We start from the raw sequence: 22,712 nt of genomic DNA, 5'->3' as shown, positions 1-22,712 counted from the left end.
TCAGTTAATGTTTTTTTGCGGTTTCATGGGCTCGCTTTACCGAGCGGGCTCGTACCGCCTGTGAGCCCGCCGTGAATCCACTTCCTCTCGTCAGTCTGGTCATTCCCGCCTTCAATCCGCGCTTCTTCGAGCGGACCTTGAACAGTGCGGTGAGCCAGACTTATGGCCAACTCGAAATCATCGTTTGCGACGACAGCCGCGGCAGCGAGATTGAAGCCATCGTTGCGGCGGTAGTCGAGCAGTCCGGCGTCGCCGTGCGTTACGTGCGCAATCCGCGCACCCTGGGCATGGTCGGCAATCTCAAGGCCTGCCTGGAACAGGCGCAGGGCCAATTGGTCAAATTTCTGTGCGACGACGACCATCTATACGCCGCCTGTGTTGAACAGCAAGCGCAGGAAATGGTGCGTGAGGAAGTCCGGCTGGTGCTGGCTCAGCGTCTGTTCTGGGACGCTGACGACATCATTCTTCCAGCGCGTCTGGAAAACACTTCGCTGTCTCCGCTCAGTGGCTTGTTCAAGGGCGACGACCTGCTGGGCATCTTTGAAAAGTTTCCGGTCAATGTGCTGGGTGGGTTCACCAATGCGCTGTTTCGCCGGGAAGATCTTGTCGAGTTGCTGCCGGCGTTGACCCAGGAAGGCCACTGCTTTGTGGCAACCCTGGATTTCGCGCTGTTCGTCTGTCTGATGCGGCGCGGCAACGTGGCGGTGTCCAACAATGTACTCAGTGCCGAGCGACTGTACCCGGAGCGCCTGAGCGCCCAGCAGTCGATGAAAGATGCGGTTGAAGTCGAGCGCGAGTGGATTCTGCAAATGCTCAAGGCGCGCAGCGGCGAATCTGCGCCTGCGCCGGGTTGGGTTCGTTACATTCCGCTGACCAAGGCTGATGAGACACCCCGGGTCTGGGAAGAGCTGCCTCTGAGCCGCACCCTGGGTACCAAACAAAGTCGCCAGGAGTGGTGTGTCGGCATCGACAGCTGGAGTTTTGCCGAGCTTTATGCGCAATGGCTGGAGTGCCGGGTGCTCACCGAGGGGCAGCGCAAGTTGCTGCCGGAGACCCTGGCTGGCTGGTCGCATCAGCCGCGCATCGTCCCGATCGTCATCGATCGCGACGGCAGTCGCGACGGTGTCGAGCGCACGCTGGAGGCGCTTGCCGCACAGGATTATCTGCCGGAGTTGATTCTGGTGCTGTCCGCTGCCTGTTCCGAGGCCGAGCTCGATGGTCGGGTGTTCCGCATGCCGTTGCAGGACGACGGACTGGAGCAGATCAATGCATTGTTACCGCAACTGGAAGGGGCCGACTGGTTCTACCTGTTGCAGGCCGGCGATCGTCCGGTGGTGCCGGCGTTGTTGATCATGGCCGAGCGCATCGCCCATTCTCCGGCGCTGACGTGTCTGTACAGCGATGAAGGCAGCCTGCGCAACGGCGAATCGGCGGAGCCTGCGTTCAAACCGGATTTCAACCTCGACCTGCTGCGCAGTTACCCGTACGTCGGGCGCGCGCTGGCGTTCAAGCGCGAACGCTTTCTGGCGCTGGGCGGATTCGCGGCGACGTTCGCCGAACTGGCCCCCCACGACGTGCTGTGGCGCATGGTCGAGAGTGACGGTACGCAGGTGGTCGGGCATGTCGCCGAAGTTCTGGTGCAATCGCCCTTCGATCTGTCCGCCTGGCTCGCCGCTCCGGCGGTCATCGAGCAGAATCCGCGTGTACTCGAGGCCCATCTGCAGCGCCTGGGGATTGCCCACGAAATCCGCCGTGGCAGTTCCGGGTTGCTCAATCGTGTCGACTATCGCCATGCCCGGCGTCCGCTGGTGTCGATCATTATTGCGACCAAGGACCAGACGGCTGCCTTGCAGCGCTGCGTCGAGACGCTGTTGGAGAAGACCGCTTACTCCGAGTACGAGTTGTTGCTGGTCGACAACGGCAGCGAAAGCACCGAAGCGCGGGCCTGGCTGGACGGTATGGCAGAGCTGGGCGGCGAGCGGATTCGTGTCCTGAACTACCCGCAGCAGGGCAACGCGGCGGCGCTGCATAATTTTGCGGTAGGGCAGGCGCGTGGTGAATACGTGCTGCTGCTCAATTCGTTTGCGGTAATCACCCAGGCCGACTGGCTCGACGAACTGCTCAATCATGCGCAGCGTCCGGAAGTCGGCGTGGTCGGCGCCAAGCTGTTCAATCCTGATGGGTGCGTGCTGCACGCGGGTCTGATTCTTGGTCTGCAAGGTGCAGTGGGTTTGCCGTTCTATGGTCAGTCGTTGCAGTCGGATGGTTACATGTTCCGGCTGCAAGCGGTCCATGACCTGAGTGCCGTCGGTGGCGATTGCCTGATGGTGCGCAAGGCGGTTTACGAGTCTGTCGCCGGTCTCGATGAGCAAGCGCTGAAACAGGCGCTGAATGTCGTGGATCTGTGCCTGCGGATCGGTCAGGAAGGATACCTGGTGGTGTGGACCCCTTATGCCTTGCTGGCGCTGGGCGCACGCCCCAGTGTCCAGGCGACGGCAGAAGAGGAGCAATTGCAGCTTCAGGAGCAGGAAACCTTCTACCAGCGCTGGTTGCCGCGCATTGCCCGTGATCCGGCCTTCAACATCAATTTGTCTTTGCAGGGTGTCGGTGCGACGAGCTTCAGCCTGGAACCGGGCCTGCGCACCGGCTGGAGTGCATTTTCCCGGGCGCAGTTGCCGAACGTGCTTGCCGTGCCGATCAACGCCTCGGCCATCGGTCACTACCGCATGAGCCAGCCGCTGATCGAACTGGAAGCGGCCAACCGCGCTGAAGGGCGGATTTGCTATGGACTGCCGTCGATCATTGATATCGAGCGTCAGTCCCCGGACGTGATTGTGCTGCAGGGGCGTTATTCGCAGGGTGCCATTGATGAGATTCCGCCACTGAAGAAATTCAGTCATGCCCGGCGCATCTTTGAGCTTGATGACTATGTGATCGACGTTCCTCATCGCAATGCGCATATTCGCAACATGCCCAATAAACAGGAAATGGAGCGGATGGTGCGCAGTGCGATCAGCCTGTGTGATCGGGTGGTGGTATCGACCCAGCCACTGGCCAATGCGTTGTCGGACATGCACCACGACATTCGCGTCGTCCCCAACATGCTCGCACGCAACTTGTGGACTGACTTGCGCAGCCAGCGCCGCACTTCGAAAAAACCACGAGTCGGCTGGGGCGGTGGGACCAGTCACCACGGCGACCTGGCGGTGATCGCCGATGTTGTGCGTGAGCTGGCCAATGAAGTCGACTGGGTGTTCTTCGGCATGTGCCCGGATGATCTGCGTCCGTACATGCATGAATTCCACGGGGTAATCCCGTTGGAAGTGTACCCGGCCAAACTGGCAAGCCTGAATCTCGATCTGGCGCTGGCGCCACTGGAATTCCACATCTTCAACGACTGCAAGAGCAACCTGCGTCTGCTGGAGTACGGCGCCTGCGGTTACCCGGTGATCTGCACCGATACCGAGGCCTATCGCGGCTACCTGCCGTGCACCCGGGTCAAGACCAACAGCACCGATGAATGGCTGCAGGCGATCCGCATGCACCTGGCCGATCCCGATGCGAGCTATCGCATGGGCGATGAACTGCGAGAAATCGTATTGCGCGACTACGTACTGCGGGGCGACAACCTGCGCTATTGGGAAAACGGCTGGCTGGCGGATTGACCGGCACTGCTGAAAAAGGCGACTTTCGAGTCGCCTTTTTTGCGTCTTCAATATCCTGTTTGTATCAGTATCGACACTTTTTTACCGCAGAGCCTCAAGCATAGCGCTTTTCCTGTCGATACTTCTCTATTCGCTGACCTCGGACGGTTGCTGCTGGCGTGATCGGCTTGTTACCGGGAGGCAGGTTTCCGGATTCAACAACAATGCAAGGAAGAAGCAAATGGCAGTGATTTATGGGACGAGTGAAGCCGATGTCATGAGCGGCAGTGAAGGCAATGACGAGCTCTTCGGGCTGGAATCGGATGATCAGATCTGGGGGACTGCCGGAGCCGATCTGCTGGATGGTGGCGAGGGTTTTGATTCCGTGGATTATCGAATCATGTCTTCGGGCGTCAGCGTCGATATCCGCCAAGGGCTTGCCAGCGTCACGAAGGCAGATGGTTCCATTGACACGCTGGTTGCCATCGAAAAAGTGGTCGGCAGCTTCCTTGATGACACCCTTGCCAGTTCGGTTTCCGGCGTCACGCTGGAAGGCAGCGGCGGGGATGACGTTTACATCATCGGCAGTGAGGGCGTGACGATCATCGAAGACGAGCGCGGCGGCTACGACGAGTTGCGCACCAGCGTTAACATCCAGAAGATGGACCCGTTCCTCGACAAAATGACCTTCACCGGAACCGGCGACTTCAAGGGCTACGGCAATGCCGAGCACAACGTGATCATTGCCGGCGCCGGTAATGACTGGCTGTGGGGTGGTGACGGTGGCGACCGGTTTGTTGGCGGTGAAGGATTCGATACCGTCAGCTACACCGACAGCCTTGAAGGCGTCAGTATCGAGCTCTCGAGCATGTGGGGCGCCACTGGTATTGCATTCGGCGATACCTACTCGAGCATCGAGGCCGTGCAGGGTTCGAATTTCAACGATGTGATCTTCGCCGACGCAAGCGCAATGGTCATGGACGGTGCCGATGGCTTTGACGCCGTCGATTACAGCCGTTCCAACGACGCGGTCAGCATCGAGTTTCGTGATGGCAAGGGCTTCGGTTCCGGCGACTACGCCGAGGGCGACACCTTGATCAATGTGGAAAAGGTTGTCGGGACTAACCTGGACGATCACTTCACTGCCAACTCGGGCGGCGTGACCTTCGAAGGTGGCTGGGGCAGCGACGTCTACACGATCAACAGCGAGGGTGTGACCATCGTCGAGACAGACTCAGGCATGGGGTTTGACGAGCTGTACACCAGCCTGTCGGTCATGAAGATGGACCCGTTCATCGAGAAAATGACCTACACCGGTACAGCCGATTTCACCGGTTATGGCAATGATTCCGACAACTACATCTTCGGCGGCAGCGGCGATGACCTGTTCTACGGTGGCGCCGGACGGGATGTCTTCGTGGGCGGCGCGGGAACGGACATCGTCAGCTATGAGGACAGCGACACGGGTGTGGTGGCCACGCTGTGGAGAATCGGCCAGAACGGCACGGCTGACGGTGACACGCATTACGATGTCGAAGGCTTGCGTGGCAGCCATTTTAACGATGAGCTGGGTGCCAACAGGGAAGATACGATTCTGGAAGGCAGCAGTGGTGACGATACCCTGAACGGCAACGATGGCAACGATCATCTCTATGGCGGGCTGAAGTCCGGTCTCGACGGCGACGCGGCGCAGGCTGACAAATTATTCGGCGGCAACGGCGATGACGTCATCGTTAGTGCTGCGAATGACCTGGGCACTGTGGCGGACGGTGGACAAGGCAGTGACACCATCACGGTCCACAACGGCAGTGCCTTTGGTAATGACGGTTTTGACGTGCTCACCGGCACCGGCAACAGTTATCTGTTGTCAGGTGGCAGTGGCAACGACGTGCTGAACCTCAATCTCACGGGGCAGTCGGGCACTGGCGGCATCGCATTGGGCGGTATGGGTGACGATACCTATATCGTGAACACCACTGGGTTGGTATCGATTCAGGACGAGGGCTGGGATATCAATGACACCCTGATCCTGAACACCATCGCCAATATCAGCCAGTTGAACGTCACCCGCATCGGTGACGACGCCTATCTGCATGGTGCCAACGACGGCAGCGCCGGCGTTCCCGACAACGGCGTGAAGCTGCAGGGCTGGTACGCCGGGTACAACAACATCGAACATCTGCAGACCGCTGACGGCCAGTCCTACGACCTGCCGGCCACGATCGATGGATTCGCGATGTTTGGCTGATCCGTCCGATTCATTGAAGTCGCTTGATGAAGGGGATGATTCCGGCAACGGACTCATCCCTTTTTCATGCCTTGAATTCCCGCCGACGCAGCGCTCGCGGAGCTGGCGCGTTTCCTGCAAGTCCCCCTCAAATCGCCATAAAACGAGCGCTCGCGGTCATCGCAGCGGCGCCGCAGGCGGCAAAAGGGTTAGCCAGACGGCCCGCATCGCTCAACAAAGCCATGCGCAGCCCGGTGACGAACGAGAGGGGAGACGATGAAGGCAGTTATTTTGGCGGGTGGCCTCGGCACGCGCATCAGTGAAGAGTCGCACCTCAAGCCCAAACCCATGATCGAGATCGGCGGCAAGCCAATTCTCTGGCACATCATGAAGCAGTATTCCGCTCACGGAATCCACGACTTCGTGATTTGCCTGGGCTACAAGGGCTATGCGATCAAAGACTTCTTCGCCAACTACTTCCTGCACACCTCCGACGTCACGTTCGACATGCGCAACAACCGCATGGACGTGCACCAGAACTACAGCGAGCCGTGGAGCGTCACCCTGATCGACACCGGCGAGGAAACCATGACCGGTGGCCGTCTGCTGCGTGCCGGCCGTTACCTCAAAGATGAAGAGGCGTTCTGCTTCACCTACGGCGACGGCGTTTCCGACATCAACATTGCTCAACTCGTCGATTACCACAAAGCCCACGGTCGCCTGGCCACCGTCACCGCGGTGCAGCCGCCGGGACGTTACGGTGCCCTTGAGCGCCAGGGCGATCAGGTGCTGGGTTTCACCGAAAAACCGCGTGGCGACGGTGGCTGGATCAACGGCGGCTTTTTCGTGCTGTCGCCCAAAGTCCTGTCCTACATCGCTGGCGATGAAACCACCTGGGAGGCCGAGCCGCTGGCGCGTCTGGCAGAGGATGAACAGCTGAACGCCTTCGAGCACGAAGGCTTCTGGCATCCGATGGACACCCTGCGCGACAAGAACCACCTCGAAGCGCTGTGGCAGAGCGGGGAGGCCCCATGGAAGCAATGGGCCTGAGTGCGGATTTCTGGCGCGGCAAGCGCGTACTGGTCACCGGTCACACCGGTTTCAAAGGCAGCTGGCTGAGCCTGTGGCTGCAAAGCCTCGGCGCGCAAGTCAGCGGTTTTTCGCTGGATCCGTCGACCGAACCGAGCCTGTATGAACTGGCGCGGGTTCACGAAGGGATCAACGATCAACGTGGCGATCTGCGTGATCTCGGCGCGTTGCTGGAGATCATCGCCGACACCGAGCCGGAGATCGTCCTGCACCTGGCCGCGCAACCGCTTGTGCGTGAAGGCTATCGCGATCCGCTGGGCACTTACTCCAGCAACGTCATGGGCACGCTGAACCTGCTCGAAGCGATCCGTCAGGTCGGTTGCGTGCGCGCCTGCGTGCTGGTGACCACCGACAAGGTCTACGCCAACAAGGAATGGCTGTGGCCGTACCGCGAGGACGAAGCCCTCGGCGGCCACGATCCCTACAGCAGCAGCAAGGCTTGCTGCGAACTGTTGGCGCAGTCTTATGCGGCGTCGTTTTTCCCGGCCGACAAGTACGCTGAACACGGTCTGGCCTTGGCCACCGCGCGCGCCGGCAACGTCCTGGGTGGCGGTGACTTCGCCCCGGAGCGACTGATTCCCGACGTGCTCAAAGCCTGGACTGCCGACGAGCCGGTGACCCTGCGTTACCCGCAAGCCGTGCGCCCGTGGCAACACGCGCTGGAGCCGCTGGCCGGTTACCTGCAACTGGCTGCCGGCCTCTACGAACAAGGCCCGGAATACGCCGGGGCGTGGAACTTCGGTCCGGGCGAGGCGGACATGTGCAGCGTCGGCGAAGTGGTCGAACTGCTCGCCAGTCGCTGGCCACAGGCACGTGGTCTGCGCATCGAAAAAAGCGAACTGCACGAGGCTGGCCTGTTGCGCCTCGACAGTAGCCGCGCCCGTCAGGTACTCGGCTGGCAGCCACGCTGGACCTTGCAGCAATGCCTGACCCAGACCCTCGATTGGCATCTGGCGTGGCAGAACGGCGATGACATGCGCAACGTCACTCTCGGCCAGTTGAACCTGTACCGAGGCGCGCTGTGAGCGAATTCTCCTTGAAGGCGTTGCCGCTGGCCGGGCTGTTCAGCGTCCAGCACAGACGCTTCGAAGATCAGCGCGGGCATTTCGCCCGGCTGTTCTGCGAAGGCAGCCTGAGTGCGTTCGGCAGCGAATTTCACATCCGCCAGATCAACCATTCCTGCACCCGTGAAAAGGGCAGCGTGCGCGGTCTGCATTACCAGAATGCCAATGCGCCGGAAGCCAAGCTGATCACTTGCCTGCGCGGTGAAGTGTGGGACGTGGCGGTGGATCTGCGTCCGGATTCCGAGACCTTTCTGCACTGGCACGCCGAGCACCTCAAGGCTGGCGATGGTCGCAGCCTGTTGATTCCGGCCGGGTTCGCCCACGGTTTCCAGACCCTGACCGATGACGCCGAACTGCTGTACCTGCACAGCGCCGATTACGCGCCGGAGCACGAAGGCGGCTTGTCGGTGAACGATCCACGGCTGGCGATTGCCTGGCCGTTGCCTGTCAATAATTTGTCAGCGCGTGATGCCAGCCATCCTGCGCTCGATCAACACTTTGCCGGAGTGCGTCTATGAACTGCCGTGGGTGCGCCGCACCGCTGAGCCTGCCGCTGATTGACCTCGGCACCTCGCCACCGTCCAACGCCTACGTGCATGCCGAGCGCCTGGAGCAGGCCGAACAGTGGGTGCCGCTCAAGGTCGCCGTGTGCCAGCAGTGCTGGCTGGTGCAGACCGAGGATTACACCCGCGCCGACAGCCTGTTCGATGCCGAGTACGCCTATTTCAGTTCGTTCTCCAGCACCTGGCTGGCCCACGCCGAGCGCTATGTCGCCGAGATGGTCGAGCGCTTTGACCTGAGCGCCGACAGCCGTGTGGTCGAAGTCGCCGCCAACGACGGTTACCTGCTGCAGTACGTCGCTGCTCGCGGTATTCCGTGTCTGGGTGTCGAGCCGACCCGCAGCACCGCGCAAGCGGCGCGGGAAAAGGGTCTGCAGATTCGTGAAGTGTTCTTCGGTCGCGACAGTGCAGCACAGTTGAAAGGCGAAGGCTGGGGCGCCGACCTGATGGCCGCCAACAACGTGCTCGCGCATGTGCCGGACATCAATGATTTCCTCGGTGGTTTCGCCACGCTGCTCAAGCCGACCGGCGTCGCCACTTTTGAGTTTCCGCAACTGCTGACGCTGATGGCTGGCGCACAGTTCGACACCCTGTACCACGAGCACTATTCCTACCTGTCGCTGACCGCGGTGCAGACTCTGTGCGAGCGCAATGGTCTGGAAGTGTTCGACGTCAGTCAGTTGAGCACCCACGGCGGTTCGCTGCGGGTGTTCGTGCAGCGCCAGGACGGAGAGCGTCGTGCTGTGCAGCCGGCGGTGCAGCAACAGTTGCAGGCCGAGCTGGATGCCGGGGTGAAAACCCCTGAGTACTACGCGACCCTCGCGCCGGCTGCCGAACGCATCAAGCATGAACTGCTGCGCTTTCTGTTGCAGGCCAAGGCCGACGGCAAGCGGGTGGTCGGTTACGGCGCGGCGGCCAAGGGCAACACCTTGCTCAACTACGCCGGGGTCAAACCGGATCTGCTGGCGTGGGTGGCCGATGCCAACCCGCACAAGCAGGGCAAGTTTTTGCCGGGCAGTCGTATTCCGATTGTTGCGCCGGCGCAGATCGACATCGAAAAACCGGACTACGTGCTGGTACTGCCGTGGAACCTGCTGCACGAAGTCAGTCAGCAACTGGCGCAGGTGCGTCAGTGGGACGGGCGCTTCGTGATCGCCGTGCCTGAGATGAAAGTCCTGTGAACGTCCTGGTCACCGGGGCCACGGGCTTCGTCGGCCGGCATCTGGTCGCGGCGTTGCTCGCCCGTGGCTGCGCGGTACGTGCGGTGGCGCGTAATGTCGAGACTGCGGCGAGCATGCCGTGGATCAACCACGTCGAATTCGTCGCGGCGGATATTCACGCGGCGGATCTGGACATTGCGGCGCTCACCGACGGTATTGACGTCCTCGCGCACCTGGCCTGGCCGGGGTTGCCGAACTATCGGGCGCTGTTTCATTTCGAGCACAACCTGATGGCCGATTACCGCTTTATCAAAGGCGCGGTCGAGGCGGGTGTGGCGCAAGTGCTGGTGACTGGCACCTGCTTCGAGTACGGCATGCAAAGCGGCCCGCTCAGCGAAAGCGTCGAGCCGCAGCCGAGCAATCCTTACGGTCTGGCCAAACACACGCTGAATCTGTTTTTGCAAAATCTGCAGCAGGAAAAACCGTTCACCTTGCAGTGGGCGCGTCTGTTCTACCTGCATGGCGAAGGGCAGAACCCCAACAGTCTGCTGGCGGCGCTGGACCGGGCGATCGATGCCAGCGAGGCGTCGTTCAACATGTCTGGCGGCGAGCAGCTGCGCGACTTTTTGCCGATCGCCAGCGCCGCCGATTACCTCGCCACGATCGTCCATCAGCGCGATTTCAACGGCGTGATCAATTGCGCCAGCGGCCAGCCGGTATCGGTGCGCGCACTGGTTGAACAACGGCTGCGCGAGCGCGGTGCGGCACTGAATCTGAACCTCGGCCATTACCCTTATCCGACCCACGAACCGATGGCGTTCTGGGCCGTGACCGAGCGTTTGCAACAGCTACTGGGAGAGCCGCAATGAGGCACGAGTTGTATCGGGTCACCGACCTGCCGGTATTGCAGAACCGCACCTTTGCCGACCCGGAGTCGGCAAAGGCGTCGGCCAGCGCCGACATGCTGCTGGTGCAGGATGAGCGCAGTGGCCTGATCTTCAACGCCGCGTTCGATGCCGACAAGCTCAGCTATGACGCCGACTATCAGAACGAACAGGCCCATTCGGGCCAGTTCCAGAAGCACCTGAGCGACGTCGAAGGCATCATCGCCAAACACTTCAAGGGCCAGGAGCTGATCGAAGTCGGCTGCGGCAAGGGTTACTTCCTTGAGTTGCTCAAGGGCCTCGGTTATTCGATCACCGGGATCGATCCGGCCTACGAAGGCGAGAACGCCGACGTGATCAAGGCGCCGTTCACCCGTGGTCTTGGCCTGGCAGCTGACGCCATTGTCCTGCGCCATGTGCTGGAACACATCGAAGACCCGGTGAGCTTTCTGGCGGTGATCGCCGAAGCCAATCAGGGCGGGCAGATCTACATCGAGGTGCCTTGCTTCGACTGGATCCTCGAGCACAAGGCCTGGTTCGATCTGTTCTACGAGCACGTCAATTATTTCCGCCTCGATGACCTGCGCCGGATGTTCGGCACCGTGCACGAGGCCGGCCACCTGTTTGGCGGCCAGTACCTGTACATCGTCGCCGACCTTTCGACGTTGCGCCTGACCCCGCAGCAACCGGTGCCACGCCTGACGCTGCCGGACGGTTTCACCGCCAGCCTTGAGCGCGCAGTGCAGATCATTCAGTCCGCACCCGAGCAGGGTTCGGCGATCTGGGGCGCATCGTCCAAAGGCGTGATCTATTCGCTGTTCCTGCAGCGCGCCGGTGTCGCGGTGGATCGCGTGGTGGATATCAACCCCGCCAAACAGGGGCGTTATCTGCCGCTGAGCGGCGCGCGGGTGTCCTCGCCGCAAGAGGCGATGGATGCGCTGCCCGAAGGCGCCCACCTGTTTGTGATGAATTCCAATTACCTCGAAGAAATCAAGCGGATGACCGGTGGACGCTACGTCTATCACGCCGTCGACAGCGCTTCGTTCCAGTGACCATTGAGACTTTGAACATGACCGACAACAGCATCAACCAAGCCTTCGAAGCCGAATGCCGCGAGCAGATCGCCCAGCAGGGTGACGACCAGAAACTCACTGGCCTGGCCCGTGATTTCTTCAACGAATCGGCCAAACACAAGTACAGCTACCACTTCTCGTGGATGGGCCGCCCGATCATCCAGCTGCCGCAGGACATGATGGCAATGCAGGAGATCATCTGGCAGGTCAAGCCGGATCTGGTCATCGAGTGCGGCATCGCCCACGGCGGTTCGATCATCTACTACGCCTCCCTGCTGGAACTGCAAGGTCACGGCGAAGTGCTGGGCATCGACCTCGACATCCGCCCGCACAACCGTGAAGCGATCGAAAGCCACCCGATGGCCAAGCGCATCAAGATGATCGAAGGTTCGAGCATCGACCCGGCCATCGCTGCTCAGGTGCAGGCGGCGGCCAAAGGCAAGAAGGTCATTCTGGTCCTCGACTCCAACCACACCCACGACCACGTGCTCGAAGAGCTGCGCCTGTATGCGCCGCTGGTCTCGGTCGACAGCTACTGCGTGGTGATGGACACCGTGGTCGAAGACATGCCGGCCGATTTCTTCCCGGATCGTCCATGGGGCCCGGGCGACAATCCGAAAACCGCGGTGTGGAAGTACCTGGAAGAGAACCAGGACTTCGAGATCGACCAGCAGTTGCAGAACAAGCTGCTGATCACCGTGGCGCCGGACGGCTATCTGCGTCGCGTTCGTTAATTCGCACCATCACCAAAGCGTTATCTCGGCGAGTCGCCGGTTGTGGAGAGAAGTTATGCAAGGCAAGTACAGTTCTGAACTGGCGCTACCGCTCAACGAGCTGTTGACCGTGGTGCTGATTACTCACAATCGGCCGGCGTTCCTGCGTCGGGCGGTGAAGTATTACAGCAGCTTGCCCTGCCGGATCATGGTGCTGGACTCCACACCCGAGCGGCCGGAGGGGGATTTTTCCGCCGTCGATTATCATCACGTGCCGCAATTCGCCTACTGGGGCATGCAGGCCAAACTGGCGTACGGTGTAGAGCGACTGACCACGCGGTACATGGTGCTGGCGGCTGACGACGATTTCATCCTGCACGATTCGCTGGCCGAGTCCGTCGGTTTCCTGCAGGCGAATCAGGACTACGGCATGTGCCACGGTTATTGCCTGATGTACCTTACGCTGTCCGGTGGTGTGAGCTATTACCGTCGCGACAAGAAAGTCCAGGAAGATTATGCGTCCGAGCGGGCTCAGGATCGGGTTATCGACTACATGAGTCAGTACATCCCGCCGTTTTATGCGGTGACCCGTACTGACCTGATGAAAACCTGGCACTCGGCATTGCCGCCGGGGACCAATTTCCAGTGGCAGGAAATCGGCCACGTGTACTTCCTGCTGGCGAGTGCCAAGGCGCGGATTCTGCCGATGCCCTATGTGGTGCGCGAGATCAACTACGGCAATTCCGAGCACAGCACCGAGGTGTATCACTCGTTGACTTACGTCGACGCCAAATCGGTCGCCGAGCGAGAAGCGTTCGCTGAATTCCTCGCGTCGCTGCCGACCGGCATCAAGGATCTCGACGCGCAACAGGGTAAGGCCTTTGCCCTGCAAAGCTTCGAGGCGATGGTCGACAGCCTGCAAAGCGGCCGGGCACTGACGGCGGAGCTGATTATTCAGTCCACCTGGAATCAGTCGCTCAAGAGGCCTGATCGGCGGTTCGGGCCTTTGCAATACGTCGAGATGCCGTTTTACAACCAGCCATTTTTCGATCGTCTGGAACAGTTCGAATTCATGCTGCACGCCATGCCCGCCGGGCGCATTCAACTGCGCGACCTGGAGGGTGTGTGGACTCGTCAGGCGCACTTGCTGCAGGCGCGCAACAACGATACCCCGGAAAGTGTTCTGGATCGCTTGTGGCAGGCGCACGACCTCAATGCGTTCAACCGCACCGTGGTCAAGCGTCTGGCACAACAGCTGGAACTGGCCGGCGAGGACGAAGAAGCGCAGAACATGCGCGACTGGAATGCTCGTCTCGAAGCGTTGACGCTGGAAGACCATCATCAGGTGTTCGACCAGACGCAGTCCGGCCGACTGCTCAAGTGGCTGGATTCGCGTCAGGCCGATGGTGCTCAGTTGGCATCGATTGCCGAGCACCTGTCGGTCAACGGCGGTGGCCCGCAGTTCGGCATCTTCCTGCTGGATCTGGACGATGACATCGACAAGTTGCAGGTCAGCCTCGACAGCCTGCTCGAAGGCCAATGCAAGGCGTTCAGAATTGTCGTGTTCACCACCGGCGAAGCGCCGGCGGCCACCACGGCGCAGAACACTTTGCACTTTGTCCGGGTTACGCCGGCCAACCTGGTCGATAAACTCAATCAGAGTGCCCGTCAGTCGCCGTGCGACTGGGTGCTGCTGGCCGAGGCGGGCGACGAGTTCACCGCCAGTGGTTTGTTGCGCGCCAGCCTGGAGTTGATGTCCGCAGGCGATTGCCGTGCTGTTTCCACCGACGAGATTCAGCGCGGGGAGAAGGGCGCGCTGATGGATGTGTTCCGTCCCGGCTTCAACCTTGACCTGCTCTTGAGCCTGCCGGGCCTGATGGCGCGACACTGGCTGGTGCGGCGTGACGCTTTGATCGAGATAGGCGGCTACCGCGTCGATTTCAACAAGGCGCTGGAATTTGACGTGCTGCTGCGCATCATCGAAGAGCACGGTTTGAACAGCCTGGCCCATCTCGACGAGCCGCTGCTGATCACCGAAGCCGCGTCGCTGGAAGAAAACGCGCATGAGCGTCTGGCGCTGTTGCGCCACCTGGGCAATCGCGGCTACAAGGCCAAGGTCACCTCGGCGGTGCCGGGCATTTATCAGATCGATTACCACCACAGTGATCGTCCTCTGGTATCGATCGTGATTCCGGCCGGCGATGACCTGCCCGCCCTGCAACGCTGTCTCGAAGGGGTGCAACTGCGCACCCGTTATCACCATTACGAGATCCTGATCGCCACCACGGCCACGCAATCGGCCCAGGTCAATGACTGGCTGGGTACGTACCAGCATCCGAAAGTCCAGGTGCTGCGTGCCGATCAATCGCTGAGCGTACCGGCATTGCTCAACGCCGCCAGCCGCCAGGCGCAGGGCGAATACCTGGTATTGCTTGCGGCCGACGCGGAAGTGGTCAACCCGAACTGGCTGGACTCGCTGCTCAACCATGCCCTGCGTCCGGAAATCGGCGTGGTTGGGCCGAAGCTGGTCGATCGCGACGGCAAAGTCAGCCAGGCCGGGCTGATCCTTGGTATGCATGGCGGGGTGGGTTCGGCGTTCGTCGGTGAGAAACATGATGCCGACGGCTATCTGTACCGGTTGTCGGTGGAGCAGAACTGCTCGGCGGTATCGAGCGTGTGCCTGATGGTGCGCAAAGAACTGTTTGAAGCATTGGGTGGTCTGGACGACAGCACATTCGGCGACGCTTTCAACGATGTCGATCTGTGTCTGAAAGCCGCTCAGGCCGGTTACCTCACGGTATGGACGCCGTCGGTGCAGGTCCTGCATCAGGGCGCGATTGCCCAGGCACCCCAGGCACTGGCAGCGCTACAGGAAAAATGGGCCGCCGCGTTCGCTCAGGATCAGGCGTACAACGCCAACCTGAGCCTGAGCGGCAAAGGGTATGGTCTGAACGACAGTGCGTCGCTGGACTGGTCGCAGTTACTCGCTTGAGTCCGTCGGACAAGGAACAGGAATCAGCACATGTTCAACGGTAAATCGATCTTCATCTCCGGCGGCACCGGCTCGTTCGGGCGCAAATTCATTGCCCGTCTGCTTGAGCAATACCAGCCCAAGCGCGTGGTGGTGTTCTCCCGCGATGAGCTCAAGCAGTACGAAATGCAGCAGACGTTCAACGCGCCGTGCATGCGCTACTTTCTCGGTGACGTACGCGACGCCGATCGTCTGCGGCAGGCCATGCGCGGCATCGACTACGTGGTGCACGCGGCGGCGCTCAAGCAGGTGCCGGCAGCGGAGTACAACCCGACCGAGTGCATCCGCACCAACGTCAATGGCGCGGAGAACATCATCGCCGCCGCCATCGACAATGGCGTGAAGAAAGTCGTCGCGCTGTCCACCGACAAGGCCGCCAGCCCGATCAACCTGTACGGCGCGACCAAGCTGCTCTCGGACAAGTTGTTCGTCGCCGCCAACAACATTGCCGGCGAGCAGCAGACCCGTTTTGCCGTGGTGCGCTACGGCAACGTGGCGGGCTCGCGGGGTTCGGTCGTACCGTTTTTCAGCAAGCTGATTGCCGACGGTGCGCAGGAGTTGCCGATCACCGACGAGCGCATGACCCGCTTCTGGATCACTCTGGATCATGGCGTGCAGTTTGTTCTCGACAGCTTTGCGCGGATGCACGGCGGCGAAGTGTTCGTGCCGAAGATCCCGTCGATTCGCATCGTCGATCTGGCGCGGGGCATGGCCGAGCATCTGCCGCACAAGAACGTCGGTATTCGTCCCGGGGAAAAACTACATGAACTGATGGTGCCGCTGGACGATGCGCGGATGACCCTGGAGTTCGCAGACCACTACACCATTCAGCCGTCGATCCGCTTCACCAGCGTCGATGTCGATTTCTCCATCGACAAGCTCGGCGAACATGGCCGGCCGGTGAGTGAAGATTTCGAATACCGCTCCGATACCAACCCGCACTACCTCTCGGTCGGGCAGATCGCCGAGCTGCACGCGAAGTTGTCGGCATGATTCCCTACGGTCGGCAGAGCGTTGATCAGGCGGACATCGATGCAGTGGTCGAGGTTTTGCAATCGGACTGGCTGACTCAAGGCCCGACTATCGAGCGTTTCGAGCAGGCAATGGCCGAACGTTGCCAGGCCGACTTCGCCGTGGCGGTGTGCAACGCCACGGCGGCGCTGCACATCGCTTGCCTCGCTGCCGGCCTTGGCCCGGGTGATCGCTTGTGGACCACGCCGAACACTTTTCTGGCTTCAGCCAACTGCGGGCGCTATTGCGGCGCCGACGTGGATTTCGTCGACATCGATCCGCTGACCTGGAACCTCGATGCCTTCCCCCTCGCCGCGAAACTCGATCAGGCCGAGCAGGACGGCACGCTGCCGAAAGTGTTGGTGGCGGTGGCGTTCTCCGGGCAGAGCTGTGACCTGCGCAAGATTGCTGAACTGGCCGAGCGCTACAACTTCACGGTGATCGAAGACGCCTCGCACGCGGTGGGCGCCAGCTACGCCGGGCGTCCGGTGGGTTGCGGGGACTTTGCGGCGATGACCGTGTTCAGTTTCCACCCGGTGAAGATCATCACCAGTGCTGAAGGCGGCATGGTCCTGACCAATCGCCCGCAACTGGCCGAGCGCCTGCAACGCTTGCGCAGCCACGGCATGACCCGCGATCCGCAGCAGATGAGCGAACCCAGCCACGGCCCGTGGTATTACCAGCAGATCGAGCTGGGCTTCAATTACCGGATCACCGATTTGCAAGCGGCGCTGGGTCTGTCGCAACTGGGCAAACTGGACAGCTTCATCGCCCGTCGCCGCGAACTGGCGGCGCGCTACGACCGTTTGTTGGCCTACCTGCCACTGAGCTTGCCCAGCGCGCAGCCGGAGGCGGAATCGGCGTGGCACCTGTACGTGGTGCGCCTGCAGACCGAGCGCATCGGCCTGACCCACCGTCAGGTGTTCGAAGGCTTGCGTGCCGCCGGCATCGGCGTGAACCTGCACTATATTCCGGTGCATTTGCAGCCGTACTATCGCGAACTGGGTTTCGCCGAGGGCGACTTCCCAGAAGCCGAGCGTTATTACGCCGAGGCGATCAGCCTGCCGCTGTATCCGTTGCTCAGTGATGAGCAGCAGGATCATGTGGTTGAGCAATTGCGCCGGCTGACCGAATAAACCCCGCTGCGGCGGCGAATGAGACTGTGCAATGCGTGATCTGAGTGAGCAGGAAAAATTCTGGCAGGGCGATTTCGGCAACCAGTATGTCGATCGCAACGTCGGACAACCGCTGGTGGCGGCCAACCTGGCGTTGTTCGCCAAGGCCCTGAGCCGCGCCGGGCGCATCGACAGTGTGGTTGAGCTGGGCACCAATGCCGGCAACAACCTGCAGGCGTTGCATCAACTGCTGCCGCAAAGTGAGTTGTTCGGCGTCGAGATCAATGAAAACGCCTGTGCTCAGGCGCGGGCACTGGGCATCGCGCAGATCTGGCACGGCTCGCTGTTCGACTTTCCGCGCGAGCGCAGTTACGACCTGACCCTGAGCAAAGGCGTGCTGATCCATCTGGCGCCGGAGCTGCTGCCGACCGCCTATGCGCAGTTGTATGCGTTGAGCCAGCGCTACATCCTGATCGCCGAGTACTACAATCCGGCACCGGTGGAAGTGTCCTATCGTGGCAACAGCGGCAAGCTGTTCAAGCGCGATTTCGCCGGGGAAATGCTCGATCGTTATGCCGATCTGCACTTGCTCGATTACGGCTTTGGTTATCACCGTGACCCACAATTCCCGGTGGATGACATCACCTGGTTTCTGCTGGAAAAACGTCCTTGAACAGCGTCGCAATCATCCCGGCCCGTGGCGGCAGCAAGCGCATCCCGCGCAAGAATCTGTTGCCGTTCGATGGCGTGCCGATGATTGTCCGCTCGATCCATACGGCGCTCGACAGTGGCCTGTTCGAACAGGTCGTGGTCAGTACCGATGACGCCGACATTGCCGAGCTGGCGCTGGCCCATGGCGCGCAAGTGCCGTTCCTGCGCCCGGCTGAACTGGCGGATGATTTCACCGGCACCGCTGCGGTGATCGTGCATGCATTGCAGCAACTGCCAGCCTTCGATTACGCCTGCTGCGTGTACGCCACGGCGCCGTTGTTGCAGGCGCGTTTTTTGCGCGAGGGATTCGAGTTGCTGCAGCAGCACCCGGACAAAGCCTTTGCGTTCTCCGTGTGCAGCTTTGGTTTCCCCGTGCAGCGGGCGCTGACGCTGGACGGGCAGGGCGCATTGACCGCGTTGTACCCGGAATTTCGCCAAACCCGCTCGCAGGATCTGCCCGACGCTTTTCAGGACGCCGGCCAGTTTTACTGGGGTCGCAGCGAGGCGTGGTTGCGCGGTGAAGTGTTGTATTCGTCCGCGAGTCTGCCGGTCATTCTGCCGCGACATCTGGTACAGGACATCGACACACTGCAAGACTGGAAACGCGCCGAATACCTATACGCCGCGCTCAAGGCCGGCGGAGAACTGCAATGAGAGTGTTGATCCGCGCTGACGCTTCGCCGACCATCGGCAGTGGCCACATTGCCCGTTGTCTGACGCTGGCGCGAGTGCTGCGCAAGCAAGGCAGTCATGTTGCCTTTGCCTGCCGGCGGTTACCGGGGCATCGGCTCGATGCCTTGGCTGCCGAAGGTTTCGAGACCTTCGCCTTGCCGGACTTCTACCCTGACGAAGACCCGCAGCAAGCCATCGAATCGATGCTGCCGTGGCAGGCAGACATCGAGGCGCTGGACGCCTTGCTGGCAGGTCACGCCGCATTCGACTGGATCATCGCCGACCACTACGGCCTCGATCATCACTGGCAAACCGCGGCCCGTCGCTGGGCGCCACGGATTGCGGCGGTGGACGATCTCGCCACTCGCCGTTACAGCGTCGATCTGCTGCTTAATCAGAACCTGTCCGGTCTCAGCGCAAACTACGCGCCGCTGCTGCCCGAAGGCTGCCGCACCTTACTCGGCCCGCGCTACGCCATGCTGCGCGACGAGTTCGTCTGTCCGGCCATTGCGATCAAGCCCAAGGCGCGCCGGGTGCTGGTGAATTTCGGTGGTTTCGATGCGGCGATGCAGACCCACCACGCGATGTTGGCGCTGCAGGATTTCGCAGAGCTGGAAGTGGATTTCGTCGCCGGTGCAGACAATCCTGCGTGGGCGCAAATGCAGGCACTGGCCGCAACACGGCCGCATTGGCGCCTGCACAGTTTCGTCAGCGATTTCCAGCAACGCATGACCGCGGCCGATCTGTTTATCGGCGCGGGTGGCGGCACCAGTTGGGAGCGTGCAGCCCTCGGCCTGCCGACCCTCTGCATCGCGGTATCGAACAATCAGCAGGCCAACGGCGAAGTCATGGCAGCGGCGGGGGCGCATGTGTTCATGGGCGCCCGCGAGCAGGTCAGCGTCGAACAACTGCGCGACGCCATCGGTTTTGTCGTCGACAATGTCTATCTGCGCCAGAGTCTGGCCGAGCGTTCACGGCAACTGGTCGATGGGCGTGGTGCGTTGCGCGTGGCGGCGGCGCTGGCCGGTGAGGTGCTCAAGCTGCGCCCGGCGACCCTCGATGATTCGCAATTGCTGTTCGACGGGCGCAATGCCGAGGCTGTACGCCGTTGGTCACTGGACACGGCTGCAATCGAATGGCCGCAGCACCTGAACTGGCTCAATGCGAGCCTGCGCAACCCGCAGCGTCTGCTGTTGATTGCCGAGGCCGATGACGGCGCGGTCGGCGTCTTGCGTTATGACTTGCGCGGCTTTGAAGCCGAAGTGTCGCTGTATCTGCTGGAAGGACGGCTCGGTCTCGGCTGGGGCAGGGCGCTGCTGGCGCGAGGCGAGGCGTTCGTCCGCGAGCACTGGCCGCAGATGACCGTTATCACCGCTCAGGTGCTGCCGGGCAATCGCCCCTCTTTGAATGTGTTTCGTGACGCCGGATTCACCCAGAGTGCCTGCGCGTTCACCAAGGTTTTGAAGGATCACCGCGATGAGTAGTTTCAAGATTGGCGAGCGTCTGATCGGTGCCGATGCGCCGCCGTTCATCATTGCCGAGATGAGCGGCAACCATAACCAGTCGCTGGAGGTGGCCCTGCAGATTGTCGAAGCCGCCGCCAAGGCTGGCGCGCACGCCTTGAAGTTGCAAACGTACACCGCGCAGACCATGACCCTGGATCTGGCCGAGGGCGAGTTTTTCATCAAAGACCCGAATAGCCTGTGGGCGGGTACTTCGCTGTACGACCTGTATGAGAAGGCCCACACCCCGTGGGAGTGGCACGCGCCGATTTTCGCCCGGGCCAAAGCGTTGGGCATGCTCGCGTTCTCGACGCCGTTCGATGACACGGCGGTGGACTTTCTCGAAAGCCTCAATGTGCCGGCGTACAAGATCGCCAGTTTCGAAAACACCGATCTGCCGTTGATTCGTCGCGTGGCGGCGACCGGCAAACCGCTGATCATCTCCACCGGCATGGCCAGCATCGCCGAGCTCGACGAAACCGTGCGCGCCGCCCGCGAGGCAGGGTGCAAGGATCTGGTGCTGCTCAAATGCACCAGCACTTACCCGGCAACCCCGCTCAACAGCAATGTGCGCACGATCCCGCATCTGCGTGAACTGTTCGGTTGCGAGGTAGGTCTTTCCGATCATTCCATGGGCGTTGGCGTGTCCGTGGCCGCTGTGGCGCTCGGGGCGACGGTGGTGGAGAAACACTTCACCCTCGACCGTTCGGCGGGCGGGGTCGACGCCAGTTTCTCGCTGGAACCGGCGGAACTGGCCAGTCTGGTGGTGGAAACCGAACGCGCCTGGCAGGCCATGGGCCAAGTGCATTACGGCGTCACTGAGGCCGAGCGCAAGTCGCTGGTCTATCGCCGTTCGCTGTACGTCACTGCCGACATGGCGGCCGGTGAAGCCTTTTCCGGGGACAATCTGCGCGCCATTCGCCCAGGTCTCGGTCTGCCGCCCAAGCACACCGATGCCGTCCTCGGTCGCCGCGCTCGTCAGGCGATCAAACGTGGCACGCCGCTGGACTGGTCGTTGGTCGAATAACCCGATCTGCCACCGATTCGGCAAAATAGCGTGACCTGCGAGTCATAACGCGCATCTTCACTGTATTGTATTGACCGGGGAGATGGCGCCTGGCCGTGTAATCGGTTCCAGTGATAGCCCTTTGCGCTCCCCGTGGCTGCCCTTTGTGGCGGCCGTTTTCTGTTTGTCGGCGCCCCTCGAATCCTTGCGAGCGGTGGTTTTGGGCTGTTTTTTATTGGGAAGCCGTAATGATTGGCATAAAAAGCATTGCGAGCTACGTTCCTGTAGCCGGCGTGGACAATTACGCACAAGGTGCAAAATTCGAGAAGGATGAAGAATTCATCCTCGGCAAAATCGGTTCGGCCTTCCTGCCGCGCAAAGACGCTGAACAGGAAACCTCCGATCTGTGCGTGGAAGCGGCCAATGCGCTGTTTGCCAGCAACCCTGAACTGAAGCGTGAATCGATCGACGCGCTGATCGTCGTCACCCAGAACGGTGACGAAGAAGGTCTGCCGCACACCGCTGCCATCGTCCAGGACAAACTCGGTCTGCCGACTAATGTCGCGGCGTTCGATATTTCCCTGGGCTGCTCCGGTTACGTCTACGGCATCTACGCGATCAAGGGCTTCATGGAAGCCGCCGGCCTGAAGAACGGCCTGCTGATCACCGCTGACCCGTATTCGAAAATCGTCGACCCGGAAGACCGTAACACCACCATGCTCTTCGGCGATGCCGCCACCGCGACCTGGATGGGCGAAGATCCTTCATGGGCGCTGGGCAAGGCCAAGTTCGGCACCGACGGTTCGGGCGCACCGCACCTGAAAGTCACCGATGGCGTGTTCTTCATGAACGGCCGTCAGGTGTTCAACTTCGCGCTGCTCAAAGTCCCGGCGCACTTGCACGAATTGCTCGACGACTCCGGCCTCAAGGCTGACGACATCGACGCCTTCTGCATTCACCAGGGCAGTGCGGCGATTGTCGATGCGGTGGCGCGGCGTTTCGAAGGCGAGCCGGAGAAGTTCATCAAGGACATGGTCGAGACCGGTAACACCGTGTCGTCGAGCATCCCGCTGCTGCTGGAAAAACACGTACTCGATTCCGACTGGCAGCGCATTGCCCTGAGCGGTTTCGGTGTCGGTCTGTCGTGGGGCTCGGCGATCATCTATCGTCCTTGAGTCGGTCAAAAACGGCGGATACAAAAATAGCGTTCAAGGTTACCCTTGAGCGCTATTTTTTTTGCCTGAATGGAG

17 protein-coding genes are annotated in these 22,712 nt (G+C 61.1%); all 17 read left to right on the top strand.

Features of this window, described 5'->3' with window-relative positions; all coding sequences use genetic code 11:
* Positions 1–71: 71 nt before the first annotated feature.
* The 17 genes from VLA07_RS00475 (at position 72) to VLA07_RS00395 (ending at position 22,637) form a co-directional block, all read left to right on the top strand.
* Entirely contained in the window at positions 72–3,665 is a 3,594-nt protein-coding gene (locus tag VLA07_RS00475; RefSeq protein WP_333988231.1) for a glycosyltransferase, read from the top strand.
* 220 nt (positions 3,666–3,885) lie between these two features.
* Positions 3,886–5,892 carry a calcium-binding protein gene (locus tag VLA07_RS00470; protein ID WP_333988230.1) on the top strand — a complete coding sequence of 669 codons (2,007 nt, stop codon included), beginning with the start codon at positions 3,886–3,888 and terminating at the stop codon, positions 5,890–5,892.
* Between the two features lie 255 nt (positions 5,893–6,147).
* Positions 6,148–6,921 carry a glucose-1-phosphate cytidylyltransferase gene (rfbF, locus tag VLA07_RS00465; protein WP_095139348.1) on the top strand — a complete coding sequence of 258 codons (774 nt, stop codon included), beginning with the start codon at positions 6,148–6,150 and terminating at the stop codon, positions 6,919–6,921.
* The gene (gene rfbG / locus VLA07_RS00460) at positions 6,903–7,985 is read left to right on the top strand and encodes a CDP-glucose 4,6-dehydratase (RefSeq protein WP_225137957.1); all 1,083 of its coding nucleotides are present in this window, start codon (positions 6,903–6,905) and stop codon (positions 7,983–7,985) included. The genes rfbF and rfbG overlap by 19 nt, the downstream gene beginning before the upstream one ends.
* Positions 7,982–8,542, top strand: coding sequence for a dTDP-4-dehydrorhamnose 3,5-epimerase family protein (locus tag VLA07_RS00455; RefSeq protein WP_333988228.1), 561 nt, complete (start codon positions 7,982–7,984; stop codon positions 8,540–8,542). Before rfbG ends, VLA07_RS00455 begins: the two co-directional genes overlap by 4 nt.
* Positions 8,539–9,765 carry a class I SAM-dependent methyltransferase gene (locus VLA07_RS00450; protein ID WP_285375577.1) on the top strand — a complete coding sequence of 409 codons (1,227 nt, stop codon included), beginning with the start codon at positions 8,539–8,541 and terminating at the stop codon, positions 9,763–9,765. The genes VLA07_RS00455 and VLA07_RS00450 overlap by 4 nt, the downstream gene beginning before the upstream one ends.
* On the top strand, positions 9,762–10,613 hold the full coding sequence (locus tag VLA07_RS00445; protein WP_333988227.1) for an NAD-dependent epimerase/dehydratase family protein: 852 nt from the start codon (positions 9,762–9,764) through the stop codon (positions 10,611–10,613). Before VLA07_RS00450 ends, VLA07_RS00445 begins: the two co-directional genes overlap by 4 nt.
* On the top strand, positions 10,610–11,680 hold the full coding sequence (locus tag VLA07_RS00440) for a class I SAM-dependent methyltransferase (protein ID WP_134785732.1): 1,071 nt from the start codon (positions 10,610–10,612) through the stop codon (positions 11,678–11,680). Before VLA07_RS00445 ends, VLA07_RS00440 begins: the two co-directional genes overlap by 4 nt.
* Positions 11,681–11,697: 17 nt before the next feature.
* Positions 11,698–12,435 (top strand): cephalosporin hydroxylase family protein, encoded by a 738-nt coding sequence (locus VLA07_RS00435; protein ID WP_027614220.1) that lies wholly within the window; start codon positions 11,698–11,700, stop codon positions 12,433–12,435.
* 55 nt (positions 12,436–12,490) lie between these two features.
* Positions 12,491–15,406 (top strand): TIGR00180 family glycosyltransferase, encoded by a 2,916-nt coding sequence (locus VLA07_RS00430; RefSeq protein WP_333988226.1) that lies wholly within the window; start codon positions 12,491–12,493, stop codon positions 15,404–15,406.
* Positions 15,407–15,436: 30 nt separating this feature from the next.
* Positions 15,437–16,438, top strand: a complete 1,002-nt coding sequence (pseB, locus tag VLA07_RS00425) for a UDP-N-acetylglucosamine 4,6-dehydratase (inverting) (RefSeq protein ID WP_047292505.1) — start codon at positions 15,437–15,439, stop codon at positions 16,436–16,438.
* The gene (gene pseC, locus VLA07_RS00420; protein WP_333988224.1) at positions 16,435–17,592 is read left to right on the top strand and encodes a UDP-4-amino-4,6-dideoxy-N-acetyl-beta-L-altrosamine transaminase; all 1,158 of its coding nucleotides are present in this window, start codon (positions 16,435–16,437) and stop codon (positions 17,590–17,592) included. Before pseB ends, pseC begins: the two co-directional genes overlap by 4 nt.
* A gap of 31 nt (positions 17,593–17,623) precedes the next feature.
* Entirely contained in the window at positions 17,624–18,244 is a 621-nt protein-coding gene (locus VLA07_RS00415; RefSeq protein WP_247267717.1) for a pseudaminic acid biosynthesis-associated methylase, read from the top strand.
* Positions 18,241–18,936 carry a pseudaminic acid cytidylyltransferase gene (gene pseF / locus VLA07_RS00410; RefSeq protein WP_333988222.1) on the top strand — a complete coding sequence of 232 codons (696 nt, stop codon included), beginning with the start codon at positions 18,241–18,243 and terminating at the stop codon, positions 18,934–18,936. The genes VLA07_RS00415 and pseF overlap by 4 nt, the downstream gene beginning before the upstream one ends.
* Entirely contained in the window at positions 18,933–20,438 is a 1,506-nt protein-coding gene (pseG, locus tag VLA07_RS00405) for a UDP-2,4-diacetamido-2,4,6-trideoxy-beta-L-altropyranose hydrolase (protein ID WP_333988221.1), read from the top strand. Before pseF ends, pseG begins: the two co-directional genes overlap by 4 nt.
* A complete protein-coding gene (gene pseI, locus VLA07_RS00400) occupies positions 20,431–21,483 on the top strand; it encodes a pseudaminic acid synthase (protein ID WP_333988219.1) in 1,053 nt (350 codons plus the stop codon). Before pseG ends, pseI begins: the two co-directional genes overlap by 8 nt.
* 227 nt (positions 21,484–21,710) lie before the next feature.
* Positions 21,711–22,637 carry a ketoacyl-ACP synthase III gene (locus VLA07_RS00395; RefSeq protein WP_096796272.1) on the top strand — a complete coding sequence of 309 codons (927 nt, stop codon included), beginning with the start codon at positions 21,711–21,713 and terminating at the stop codon, positions 22,635–22,637.
* The last annotated feature ends 75 nt before the right edge of the window (positions 22,638–22,712 follow it).

Origin of the sequence: Pseudomonas sp. S3(2024), assembly GCF_036861315.1 — a bacterium.
Classification (GTDB): domain Bacteria; phylum Pseudomonadota; class Gammaproteobacteria; order Pseudomonadales; family Pseudomonadaceae; genus Aquipseudomonas; species Aquipseudomonas putida_A.
Note: the sequence above shows the minus strand (reverse complement) of the source record. Positions and strands in the feature narration are given on the sequence as shown.

Excerpts from the sequence above, each read along its gene's own strand:
- VLA07_RS00470 (WP_333988230.1), top strand. The coding sequence starts at position 3,886 with ATGGCAGTGATTTATGGGACGAGTGAAGCCGATGTCATGAGCGGCAGT.
- rfbF (WP_095139348.1), top strand. The coding sequence starts at position 6,148 with ATGAAGGCAGTTATTTTGGCGGGTGGCCTCGGCACGCGCATCAGTGAA.
- rfbG (WP_225137957.1), top strand. The coding sequence starts at position 6,903 with ATGGAAGCAATGGGCCTGAGTGCGGATTTCTGGCGCGGCAAGCGCGTA.
- VLA07_RS00450 (WP_285375577.1), top strand. The coding sequence starts at position 8,539 with ATGAACTGCCGTGGGTGCGCCGCACCGCTGAGCCTGCCGCTGATTGAC.
- VLA07_RS00440 (WP_134785732.1), top strand. The coding sequence starts at position 10,610 with ATGAGGCACGAGTTGTATCGGGTCACCGACCTGCCGGTATTGCAGAAC.
- VLA07_RS00435 (WP_027614220.1), top strand. The coding sequence starts at position 11,698 with ATGACCGACAACAGCATCAACCAAGCCTTCGAAGCCGAATGCCGCGAG.
- VLA07_RS00430 (WP_333988226.1), top strand. The coding sequence starts at position 12,491 with ATGCAAGGCAAGTACAGTTCTGAACTGGCGCTACCGCTCAACGAGCTG.
- pseB (WP_047292505.1), top strand. The coding sequence starts at position 15,437 with ATGTTCAACGGTAAATCGATCTTCATCTCCGGCGGCACCGGCTCGTTC.
- pseC (WP_333988224.1), top strand. The coding sequence starts at position 16,435 with ATGATTCCCTACGGTCGGCAGAGCGTTGATCAGGCGGACATCGATGCA.
- VLA07_RS00415 (WP_247267717.1), top strand. The coding sequence starts at position 17,624 with ATGCGTGATCTGAGTGAGCAGGAAAAATTCTGGCAGGGCGATTTCGGC.
- pseG (WP_333988221.1), top strand. The coding sequence starts at position 18,933 with ATGAGAGTGTTGATCCGCGCTGACGCTTCGCCGACCATCGGCAGTGGC.
- pseI (WP_333988219.1), top strand. The coding sequence starts at position 20,431 with ATGAGTAGTTTCAAGATTGGCGAGCGTCTGATCGGTGCCGATGCGCCG.
- VLA07_RS00395 (WP_096796272.1), top strand. The coding sequence starts at position 21,711 with ATGATTGGCATAAAAAGCATTGCGAGCTACGTTCCTGTAGCCGGCGTG.